Annotated in this window: 9 protein-coding genes; 2 read left to right on the forward strand and 7 right to left on the reverse strand. The window is 65.5% G+C overall.

Translation table 11 applies throughout. The features are described from left to right. Positions 1–110: 110 nt before the first annotated feature. Both EWE75_RS19120 and EWE75_RS19125 read right to left on the reverse strand, forming a co-directional pair. Positions 111–686, reverse strand: coding sequence for a polysaccharide biosynthesis/export family protein (locus EWE75_RS19120; protein ID WP_206364815.1), 576 nt, complete (start codon positions 684–686; stop codon positions 111–113). Between the two features lie 199 nt (positions 687–885). Then, positions 886–1,677, reverse strand: coding sequence for a class I SAM-dependent methyltransferase (locus EWE75_RS19125; RefSeq protein WP_165388447.1), 792 nt, complete (start codon positions 1,675–1,677; stop codon positions 886–888). A gap of 323 nt (positions 1,678–2,000) precedes the next feature. On the opposite strand from EWE75_RS19125, the gene EWE75_RS19130 reads away from it, so the two are divergent. Further along, complete coding sequence (locus EWE75_RS19130) at positions 2,001–3,296, forward strand: DUF1972 domain-containing protein (protein WP_130159708.1); 1,296 nt, start codon at positions 2,001–2,003, stop codon at positions 3,294–3,296. Here the strand turns inward: EWE75_RS19130 and EWE75_RS19135 are convergent. The 5 genes from EWE75_RS19135 to EWE75_RS19155 form a co-directional block, all read right to left on the reverse strand. Continuing rightward, positions 3,219–4,427 (reverse strand): glycosyltransferase, encoded by a 1,209-nt coding sequence (locus EWE75_RS19135; RefSeq protein WP_130159709.1) that lies wholly within the window; start codon positions 4,425–4,427, stop codon positions 3,219–3,221. The two genes, EWE75_RS19130 and EWE75_RS19135, sit on opposite strands and share 78 nt — an antisense overlap. Next, positions 4,424–5,482, reverse strand: coding sequence for a glycosyltransferase family 4 protein (locus EWE75_RS19140; RefSeq protein ID WP_130159710.1), 1,059 nt, complete (start codon positions 5,480–5,482; stop codon positions 4,424–4,426). The genes EWE75_RS19135 and EWE75_RS19140 overlap by 4 nt, the downstream gene beginning before the upstream one ends. After that, the gene (locus EWE75_RS19145; protein ID WP_130159711.1) at positions 5,479–6,366 is read right to left on the reverse strand and encodes a DUF6492 family protein; all 888 of its coding nucleotides are present in this window, start codon (positions 6,364–6,366) and stop codon (positions 5,479–5,481) included. Before EWE75_RS19145 ends, EWE75_RS19140 begins: the two co-directional genes overlap by 4 nt. Then, positions 6,363–8,366 carry an acyltransferase family protein gene (locus EWE75_RS19150; protein WP_130159712.1) on the reverse strand — a complete coding sequence of 668 codons (2,004 nt, stop codon included), beginning with the start codon at positions 8,364–8,366 and terminating at the stop codon, positions 6,363–6,365. Before EWE75_RS19150 ends, EWE75_RS19145 begins: the two co-directional genes overlap by 4 nt. 354 nt (positions 8,367–8,720) lie before the next feature. Further along, complete coding sequence (locus tag EWE75_RS19155; RefSeq protein WP_206364816.1) at positions 8,721–10,049, reverse strand: chymotrypsin family serine protease; 1,329 nt, start codon at positions 10,047–10,049, stop codon at positions 8,721–8,723. Between the two features lie 404 nt (positions 10,050–10,453). On the opposite strand from EWE75_RS19155, the gene EWE75_RS19160 reads away from it, so the two are divergent. Beyond that, positions 10,454–11,332 (forward strand): retron St85 family effector protein, encoded by an 879-nt coding sequence (locus tag EWE75_RS19160; protein WP_130159713.1) that lies wholly within the window; start codon positions 10,454–10,456, stop codon positions 11,330–11,332. Positions 11,333–11,408: the final 76 nt, after the last annotated feature.

Consider the following 11,408-nt stretch of genomic DNA (forward strand, 5'->3'; position numbering starts at 1 on the left):
CGCGGCGGTATCTTCCTTCGGGAGCCAAACGCAATCCCATCAATCCGCGTCCCCCTGAACGATCGTCACCGCACATACGGCAAGACCAGCGCTCTCCCGATCACGACCGATCAGAAGAAGCGCTCTCCGACGCGAATCGTATCGCCCGGATAGACCCGCAGATCCGGTGTGAGCTGATAATTCTCCTCCACCGTCGCGCCTTCGCGCCGGATGTGAACGATATAGCGGTCGGCGCGCGGGGTGAACCCTTGCGCGGTTGCGATCGCGTTGAACGCGGTCAGACCGATCGAATACGGAAACTGGCCGGGCGCCGTGACTTCGCCGAGAATGAAGAACGGGCGGAAGCCGGTGACTTCCATGTTGACCTGCGGACTGCGCAGATAGCCGTCGCCGTAGCGCGCCTGCGCGTCTGCGGCGACCTCCTCGACCCGACGCCCAACTGCCGGCGTCGCACCGATCAGTGGTAGCGCTACCGTACCGTTCGGGCCGACCGTGAAATCGCCCGACATGTCGGGCTCGCGAAACACCGTGAGGCGCACCTTGTCGCCGATCCCGAGCCGGTAATCGGTGACGACGGCACGGTTGGAGACATAGCGGTCGCCGGTCGAAATGACCTCGGCCCCCTTGCCTCCGCACGCCGCCAACAACGCGCAGACGCACAACAACATCGCTGATCGGATACCCACTTAAGCTCCCTTCACACGGCTCTGCGGCGCGGCTTGTGCTGTGCAACATCTGACACAGGCGCGGCTGTCAGGCAATATGCCCAGCCCAGTCGCGGCGCGGTTCGTCGCGCAAAGCCGGGCCGATCCGATGAATTTTGATGATGTCCCGGACAGCCCGCCAATACAGATGACGTAAAACGCCGAACATCTCGCACGATGTTCAGCATCGCGGCGTTCCCTTGCTCTGTCGCATGGCACGATATCGGTCGCGGCCCCGTCCACGGTCGATCCATCCGGCATGCCGCGTTGCCGCATGATCATTGCGGTGCCGAGACGGTCGTTGAGCGGCCAGGCGAACAGCCCGCGCGCGGCGAGGAAGCGATCGACCGCCTCGGCCGCCATCGACCATGCGCGGCCAGAACGTCTCCAGCGCGGCCGTGATTGGATCGGCGAGATCCATATCGATGTGGACGAGCCGGAAGCGCTTGCCCTCGAGGCCCGCGAACGTATCGGGAAAAAACCCGACGCGGAACGCCAGCCCGTCGTCGCTGCCGCCCGAAATCCGCTGCCGTACGATGTCGAGGCTGGTGTCACGGAACGCGGCCTTCTCCATGTCCTGCGACAGCCGGCCATCGGCGAGATCGCGTTCGTCGAACCCGGCGAACGTATCGAAACAATAGAGCGTCGTGCCCGGCGCGCGGCGCGACCACAGGATCGAGGCGGTTAAGCCGCGATAGGTGCCGAGTTCGGCATAGTCGCCAGCCGGAAGCTTGGCGGCATGATCGAGCGCGATGTGGAAGTTCAGCACGCGATTGCCGTCGCGAATCGCCTTGCCCGCTTCGGCCGAGCGCATCGCGTTATAGGCTTTCAGCGCGGCGAGGCTGGCCAGCAACGGGTGGCCGGGCGCGAGATCGGTATCGATCGCCCCGCGCGGCGAGACCGTGCTGACGAAGTCGGAGCGCAGCCGGCCCAGCCGCCGGCGCGCCGCACCCAGAGTCGAGCGTCCTATCACGTATCGCACCTCCGCAGCCGAGCCATCGCCCCTTAAAGCGCAAAGTGACGGCCCGCCAGCCGATTCCGCAATGCAGCGTATATCTTCGAAGATGATGAAATCTTCATTTACCCATTTGACGTGAGAAGAAACGGCAAGCATAGTTCGATTCGCCGATGCGCTTTCCTGTGCGGCATGTAGGCCCAGCGTTCCCAATCCTCTCGATATCCACACATCGTATTGCGCAGGATCTGCGTGGAGGTGATCGTTTTGGAGCACGCATCTTTTGCGCATCGCGGCCGGCAACGCTTAGTGCGGACAGCGTCTTTAAACCCGGCGTCGGCATGACGGGACTGGTACGGCAGATCGGGCGCGCCCGCGCTTATGCCCGCGATGACGAAGATCATGCCGTCCTGTCGTGGCAGTCGCACCGGATCGCGCCGGCCAGCCGGCACGCCCCACGCCGCTCGCTCATCATTCTCGGCATTCGCGGCGTACCCGCGACCCACGGCGGCTTCGAGACCTTCGCGGATCGGCTGGCACGGCACCTGCGCGCGCGCGGGTGGGACATCACCGTCTATTGCCAGGGCTCGCCGACCGGACGCCGCGAGGAGGATATGTGGGAGGGCATCCGCCGCATCCACATTCCGGTCCACGCCCGGGCCGCATGGGGCACGATCGAGTTCGACATGCGCGCGGCGGCGGACGCGCTGAAACGGCCGGGTACGATCCTGACGCTGGGCTATAATACCGGCTTCCTGAGCGCCTATCTGCGCCTGCGGGGCCGGGTGAACATCGTCAACATGGACGGGTTGGAGTGGAAGCGCGCCAAATATTCCGTGCTCGCCCGTGCCTTCCTGTGGGTCAACGAGCGGCTCGCCGCCCGCGCGGGCAATACGCTCATCGCCGATCATCCGGCGATCGCCGACCATCTCGCCACGCGCGTGCCGCCTGCCAAGACGATCGTGATTCCCTATGGCAGCGATCGGCTGCTCGACATGTCCACAGCACCGCTCGCCGGTTTCGGGGTGGAGCCAGGCGGCTTCTTCACGCTGATCGCGCGGCCCGAACCGGAGAATTCGGTGTTGGAGATCGTGCGCGCGTTTTCGCGCCGGCGGCGCGGTCTGAAATTGCTGGTGCTGGGCGCTTACGATTTCGGCATACCCTATCACGTTGCGGTGCTGAACGCGGCCGGGCCGGACGTCGTCATGCCCGGCGCGGTCTACGACCGGCGCATCGTCGATGCGCTGCGAGTCCACAGCATCGCCTATCTGCATGGCCATCAGGTCGGCGGCACCAACCCGTCACTGGTCGAAGCGCTCGGCGCGGGCAACGCGATCATCGCGCACGACAACCGATTCAACCGCTGGGTGGCGGGCCGGTCGGCGCTGTATTTCTCATCGGAGGACCAGATCTCCGACCATATCGACCGGCTCGTCAGTTGCGCGGCACTCCGCGCCGAATTGCGCGCGGCCGCAGTGACCCGCTGGCGCGCGGCGTTCACCTGGGACAAGGTGCTGTCCGGGTACGAAGAACTGATCGAAGCGTGGTCGCAGCGCAGCTCAAACGCCAGCAACGCGCGCGATCAGCGCACTCTGTTCGGTGATGCCATCTTCGCCGAACAGGTTGCGCACGCCTGATCGCCCCGCCGGCGGATACGGGGCGGCGAGCGCCGCGATCACCGCGCGGGCGAAATGCGCGGCATCGTCGTGAATGCGGAACTGACCCGCCACCTCCGGCCCGAAGCCCTGCGCGCCGACCGAGGTCGTCACGATCGGCGCATCATAGCGCAGCATGTCGATCGACTTCACGTTGACGCCGCTCCCCGACAGGATCGGATTGATCAGCACGCGCCCGTTGGCGAGGATGTCGTCCGCGCTCGGCGCATTGGCGATTACCTCGATATCGGGAGCGCCCGCGAACAGCGCCAGCGCCGCCGGACTCGGATCGGCACCGGCGAAGGCGCAGCGTATGCCGGGGCGCAGCGCGCGCAGATGCGGCATCACGTCGCTGATGAACCACGAAATCCCGCGCAGATTGTTGGGCAGGCGCAGATTGCCGATATAAGCGACGTCCCAGCGCTTTTCGGCGGGCGGCAGGATCGTGACCGCGCGGTCACCCGAAAACACCGTCGGCGCCCACGAGATGCGCGCGATGCCCCGCCTCCGCCAATAGGCGACATCGTCGGCGGAAATGTCGAACGTCCACGCCGCGCGCCGGATCAGGCCCTCTTCATACCGCTTGAGGCCAATGCGCGCGATGCTCCACGCGACGCGGGAGCGCAGGTCGCGCGCGGCGCTGGCCTGCTGCTCGAAATAGCGATGCTCGATATTGTGGCCGCGCACGATCACCGGCACGCCACAGGCCCGCGCGAGCCCCTCCCCGCCCACGCCACCATAAATGCCGTCGAGGATGATCGCGGCGGGGCCGAACGCCCTGGCGTCGGCGATCAGCCGCGCCTGCGTCGCCGCATCGGGCACGCGCGCCGCGACATGGCTGGGGTGGCGCCACAACCGCGCCAGCCGCCGCGCGAAGGCGATGGAACTATGCGCGATTGGCAGGATATCGATCGCCTCGAACACATCACGCAACACATCCGCGTCAGCCTCGCTGGCGGGCGCGTCCAGCGGCGAGCGCCAGCAGATCAGCCGCAGCCGCCAGCCGCGCGCGGCGAACGCGCGCCAGCGGTGGTATTGATCGACCTTGTGCCCATAGGTCGGCGGGTAGGGCAGATCGCTGGTCAGCACGATCAGGCGCTTGCCGCGCATCATGCGTCGATCGCGGCGAGGAAGGCGTCGGCCGCGCGCGCCCAGGAGAAACGCTCGGCCTGCGCGCGCCGTTGTGCCGCATCCGGCGCCGGGATTGGTGACGCTCCGAAATGCCCGGCGATCAGCGCGGCGAGCGTCGTCACCGCATCCGCCGCCTCGGGATCGAAATAGCGGACGAGATCGCCGCCAACCTCGGGCAGCGCCGTCCGGTTCGAGGCGATCGTCGCGATGCCGAACAGCGTCGCATCGAGCAGCGGCAGGCCGAAGCCTTCAGCCGCGCTCGGATAGGCGAACAAGCTGGCACCCCTATACAAAGCGATCAATTCGTCCTCGGGGACACGGCTGCGCAACCCGATGCGCGGATCGCGCGGCACCGCGAAGCCGAACCCGGCATCGACTGCCCCGACGATCACCAGCCGCACATCGTTGAGATCGGCCAAACGGAACGCGTCGATCAGCAGCCCGATATTCTTGCGCCGCTCGATCCGCCCGACCGTCAGGATGTAGCGCGGCGACGCGGGTTCGCCACGCGCATAGGCCGCCGGCGCGAACGACGGGCCGTTCAGCACCACCCGCAGCCGCTCGGGCGGCAACCGGAAACGCGCCTGCACCGCCGCGCGCGTATCCTCGCTGACGACAAGCACCACGCTCGCGCGCCGGATCGCCAGCGCGCCGAACACCCGCATCGTCACCCGCATCGCCAGCGGAAAATACTGCGGGTGCGTCAGCGGCAGGATATCGTGGACGAACACGACATGCCGCCCCACCAGCGGCGCGATATATTGGAACACCCCGATGGTGACGCCGTCACGCCGGAACAGCCGGGGAAAGGCGAGCAACCGCCGCACCGCCCCCCGCGCCGGCAGCGCGACATAGTCGAATGCTTCGATGCCGATCGCCGCGCGCGCCGCGACCGGATCGTCGGCATAAACGATCAGCCGCCGCGGCCCGATCCGCTCGCCCAACGCGCGCAACAAATTGGTCAGCGTCGAGCGTGTGCCCTGATACTTGCCGGTCAACACATGCGCGTCCACGCCGATCGCCACGCCGCCGGTCACGCCCGCGCCTCCAGTGCGGCGATGATGCGTTCGCGCATCCCCGGCGCGAGCCGCTCGGTCGATTGCAGCAGCACGCCGATGTGATGCGGCTGCCAGTCGGCGAGAAAACGTTCCTCTTCGCCCGGCTGGGTCAGCGCGTAATTCCACGAATTGAGCGTCAGGCTCTCAGCCGTGCGCGCGTGGCCATCGTCCGGCTCGACGTGATCGATGAACACGCCATACGCCATATATTCCGAAAACAGCGGCTCGCGCCCAACCGCGACCTGCCACGCCAGCCCGGTAGACCGCGCGATCCGCGCTTGCAGCCGCAACACAGTATCCCGCCGCCACGAGATGATGTTGCCGACATAATCCGCGCCATAATAGGCTTGCGGCGCGACCCCGAGCAGCCGCCCCACGGTCCGGCTCCATTCAGCCTGCGCCGGCTGATCCGCCCCCAGCCCCGGCTTGTGGACGAAGCGCACCGCATCGCCTTGCCGAAAAAGCGCCACGTCGAGCGGCCGCAACAGCCGCACGTCGCTGTCGATGAACAGGAAGAGGTCGGCATCGCAGATCCGGTCCGCGCTCAGCTTGACGATCTGCTGGATGATCCATCCGCTCACCCGCCACCGCCCCGGCACCACCCACCATTCGCGCAAGGTCCGGTGGGTAAACGGAACGCGCGCCGGCAACGGCAGCTTGAAGAACCCGCGCGGCAAAATGTCTTCGATGATCGTCACCGTGCGGCGCGGCCCATTCAGGTCGGCGAACAGCCGGTACTGATCGCACGGCACGACCAGATAATGATGCACGTCCGCACCCACGAACGCATCGACCGAAGCGCACAGCCCCCGCACGATCTCGAGATCGTTGCGATAGGTCGGCGTGATGATCGCCGCCTTCATCGCGCCAGCACGCCCAGAAACCTTGGCACCAGCAGCCGGTTGCCCGCCGCGCTGAGATGGTGCGTATCGTAATAGAGCGGAATGCCATCCCGATAGCCATCGCAGAACTGCACCCCGCACAGCACCGGCAAAGCGTCCCATAGCCGCACCCCCGGCAGGTCGCGCCGGATCGCCACCAGCGCCGCCAACGGCTGGCTGCGCCGTGCCTCGGCCTCCGCGCGCGGCACATGCCAGCCGGGCCGGCAATAGCCGCTCCCCCGGTTGAACCAATCGGCACAACGGAACAGCGCGGTCGGCATCACCGGCTTGGGCGCCTCCACAATGATCGTCACGCCCCGCCCCAGCAACGCTCGCAGCCGCGCCTCCGACGCAGCGATCCGCGCCGGATCGAGCGGCAGCTCCCCCGCATCGGGCGGCACCGCGACGTCCCAGAGCTTGCGGTAGAGCGGCGTATACAGCCCCGGCAGGAACACTACATCGCCCGGCCGCGCGGCGGCGCGCACCTCGGCCAGCGCACGATCGCGGAAGCCCGCACACCCCGACGGCAGCACGGCATCGTCGATATCGATCACCCGGCACCCGCCCGCCGTATACAGATCGACCGGCATCGCCCGCGCGCGCGCCACATCATGCAGCAGCAGCGCATACGCCCCCGCATGCGAATCGCCGACCACGAACAGCCGCCGCGCGCCCGCGCCTGCACACGCGGGCCGATACGCGATCCGCCACCCGCTCCCGAAATCCGCGCTGCTCCGCGCCACCGCACAGCCCCGATCGACCGGCACGAACGCCGGGTTCCACACCGCAGCCTCGTTCGACGCGGCGAGGCCGATCCACGGCTTCGCATACAGCAACCCCACACACGCCGCCGCGACCACCACCGCCACGCCTGCAGCCCCTGCGAAGAACACCGGCGCCCGCAGCGCCATCAGCCGCCGATCCCGCCGCAACGGCACCTCGACCCAGCGATAGCTCGCCCCCGCCAGCGCCAGCATCAGCCCCGCCGCCAGCGCCTTGAGCGCAAGCGTATCGAGGCCGATCGTCCAGCGCATCAGCACCACCACGCCCCAATGCCACAGATACAGCGAATAGCTGATCGCCCCGACCCAGCGCAGCACGCCGACGCCCAGCACCCGCCCAAGCCACCCGCCCGGCGCCCGCCACAACACCGCCAGCATCACCAAGGTCGCGAAGCACGGCAGCAGCGCCCCCGGCCAAGGAAATGCATCCTCGCGCGTCACCACGAAACTCAGCAACACCCCCGCCAGCGCCACCCCCGACCACAAAGCGCCCCCGCGCAAAACCAGCCGCGCCCCCAGCCAGCGCAGCAGCAGGCCGATGCCAAGCTCCCACAAACGCGCCGGCAGCAGGAAGAACGCGAACGCGCGCCAATGCACCGTGAACCACCACGCCGCGCCAAGCGACAGCGCGCACGCCAGCCCAACCGCGCCGATCCCCCACCAGCGCGCCCGCCCCCATTCCGGTCGGCGCAGCAGCCACCACGACACCGCCGGGAACAGCAGATAATATTGCTCCTCCACCCCCAGCGACCAGGTCTGCGTGAAGCTGTTGTACGCGGTCGCCGTCGCGAAATAGTCGCCCGCCTTCCACAGCAAGGCGACGTTGCTCACCCCGAACATCGCCGCCGCGCCGGTCAGCTCGACGAAGCGGGTCACCTCGGCGGTCGGCAGCAGCAGCACGCCGGCCAGCGCCACCACCAGCACATAGACGTACAGCGCCGGCAGGATGCGCAGGAACCGCCGCCGGTAGAACCACGCGCAATACGCGCCGAAGCTCTGGACGCGAACCCCCGCCACCGAATGCGCGACGACGAACCCCGAGATCACGAAAAACACATCGACCCCGACGAACCCGCCCGGCAGCCAGCCCGCATCGAGATGGAACACCACCACCGCCAGCACCGCCAGCGCGCGCAAACCGTCGATCCCGGCGATATGCCCGGCCCGCGCCCCTGCCCGGGTCGCTGCATCCCCCGCCATGATCCCGTCGCGCAAAGATCAGCCCCCCAATCTTCGCGAGCAGCCTAGGGCATTAACCATGACGCTGGCGAGCGAAACATGACGCCGGCGCAAGCGCATCGCGTCTCCGGCCGCTGCAATACGGCCAACCACACCCCCATCCGTTCGTGCTGAGTAGAGATCGAGTAGCCCGAAGGGCGTATCGAGATGAGCAGGTCGGATCATCCCCCGGATGATCCTGAACATGCCGGGGGCATGTTCTCCTGCGCATCGTATCGAAGCACAGGTGGTTCGCGGGGCCTGTCCTTCGATACGCGTCCCTTCGACTGCCTGCCAAGGCAGGCGCTCAGGACAGGCTTCGACTTCGCTCAGCCGCTACTCAGGACGAACGGAGTTGGGGACCGGCGATCTCACGCCATCCTCCCCCGCCACCACCGGAGCCACCCCCACCAGCGACCACCCCACCGGCAGATAATCCACCGACATGTAGAAATAGAACGCACAGCTCCCGTCGCGCCGGTAACTGCCGCCTTTGAGGATGCCATACGCCGCCGTCCCGCTGAACACCGGCGCGCCGCTGTCGCCGCCCATGCAGGTCGGCCCGGCAACCGTCACCCAATTGGGCAGGCACGCGCCGCCGCACAGATCGCCCGCCGGCGCGAAATCGGTCAGCTCGACAAGCGCGCAGCTATAGCCGGTGCGCTCGCCACGGTGGCAGACGAAGTCGCCGCTGCGGGTCGAGCCACGCCCGATCCGCGTGGTGACGGGCCGGTCGATCGTGCGCGCGGCATCGACGAAGAACAACGGCGAGAGCGGCGCCGCGCTGAGGTTGATCTGCACGTCCTGATAGCCCCAGCCCCATTGGCCGAGGAAATCGAGCGGCACGATTGCCCCGCCCGGCTCGCGGTAGCGCAACACATCGGGGCAATGCGCGGCGGTGGTGACGGCGAAGCGCGCGCCGTCCGTGACGTTGAACCCGGTCGTGCAGAGATAGCGCCGGTTGTCGGCGGGGTTGATGCCATCGACACGCGATCCACCCTCGGGCGCGAAATCCGCGTCGCGATGCTCGATCAGCCGAATCCGCACCGGCACCCCGGCGATCGCCGCGATGCGCCGGCGGATCGCCGCGCGCTCGGCCGGCTCGGCAGTGCCGATCGTCACGACCAGCTCGCCGGTACGCGGGTCGAGCCCCATGCTCGGCGGCGAGGGCAAGGCCGCGCGGATCGCCGCCTGATGGTTGGTCATCGCCCACACCACCTGCTCGCGCGTCGCCCGCGCGCCAGTGCGGAACACCACCGGCACCAGCATCCCGCCCGCGTCGATCCACTCGGGCGCAACCGGCGCGGCGCCGGTCAGCGTGACGACGATGCGATAGGCCGGGCGATGCTCGATCGCGATGCCGGCGAGCCGATCGCGAAACCGCTCGGCCAGCGCATCGGTCGCCGGCACGCTCGCGACTTGCGCGCGCAACCGCCGGATCGCCTCTTCGATCGGCACGTCATATTGGCGCGCGTATTCGGCGCCGTCCTGAAGCAACGCCTGACTTTCGCTTTGCGCACCCGGCAGCGGCGGGGCTGCGGGCGAGACGGGAGACGGCAAGGCGACCACCGGCGCGGCCAGCGGCGGCGGCACGATCTGCGCGGCGGCGGTGGCGCTCCAGCCTGATATGGTGAGTAGGAGGAGCGTGAGGATCAGGCGAGGCATGGTGGGGTCGTAGCGTGGTGTCGCGGGCTATGCACCATACGGTACTCAGCTACTTGTTGGGCTTCCTCCACTTCCACCAATATGCTGATCGACGGCCCCCCTGCCGCTTGGTAAACTAGTTCGCGTTACAAGTGTGACTGCATGCCGATTGCGCATATCAAATAAACGCGAGCGCCGCAGCCGGACGGAAATCAGACGGCTCTTCGATTGACACGAATGAAGAACGCTCTATTTTTGGGGTCGCTTACGCGAACAGACCGTTTTACGGTTGGTCCGGTGTTTCGCTGGATCGTACATTATTGGTCAAATCTGTGTGCCCCAGACGGACGAAGCATTCGTCCGCCCAAGGGCCGCTCCGCTCGGTCGAATACTTCGTCCGTCTGGGGCTTAGGTAAGCGCCCCGGATGCTAACCACTTTTCACCAACATGTGGATGTGGGTAGCGTCCGGGTCTACCCTCCGAAGCCGTGCGTTTTGCTGTGCGGTGGTGAAGTGTCAAACGCCTTGACTACAATACCTAAATCGTTGCGGGACGGCTTCCTAATTGGCAATGGCCTCTCGTTACTTAAAGGCGTAGAATTTTTGCAAGTTGAAGAGATTCAAGAGTTTTTCGACAAAGACTCACCTTACCAAGATTTGGTAAAATTTGAGACTGACCTGGCGCAAATTTGTGAGCTTGTTATACTTTTCTCCGAAAGCCCTGGAAGCTTCGTTGAGCTAGGTTCATTTTCCGCCGTAGAAGAGATCGCGGAAAAACTTCTTGTGATAATACAAAGCAAATACCTGAATAAAAATAGCTTCATTGCCAAGGGCCCGGCGACGAGCCTTAAACGCGAATATCCAAACTCGATTTTTACATTTGCAGATATAACAATAGGAATAAAAAATGGGCATTTTAGCGAAGTAGATTGCTTATCTCTAGTCAATAAACTTGTTGCTCCCATTAGCGTCCGATTGAAAGAGGTTGATAGTAGAACCACTTTCAATCCGCATAAATTTAATCATCTCTGCAAGCTTTACGTCGGAGTTCTTCGAGAAGCTTATGCGTTGAAAGATGATGAAATCTGCCTACTTTTGTCGGAATTCGGCGCCACAGTAGATCAACATCTTCTTGACCGAATAACGTTCTGCTGCGCTGCGCTAAAGTGGTCATCGAGTACATTATCCGGATTTGATCGCGTACACTTTGCATACCCAAACAACAACGAGGCTTCTAAACTAATTTTTACGGGCAGGCTGAATGACATACCGGCTGACGCCGGTAGGATCATCGGAGAGGGCTGAAGCCTTCATTGGTCCTTGTGGATGTGCTTGTCGAGATATCGCATGATGATGTCATCGGTGATGTTGCCGGATGTCG

This window comes from Sphingomonas populi (assembly GCF_004208535.1).
In the GTDB taxonomy this organism is placed as follows: domain Bacteria; phylum Pseudomonadota; class Alphaproteobacteria; order Sphingomonadales; family Sphingomonadaceae; genus Sphingomonas; species Sphingomonas populi.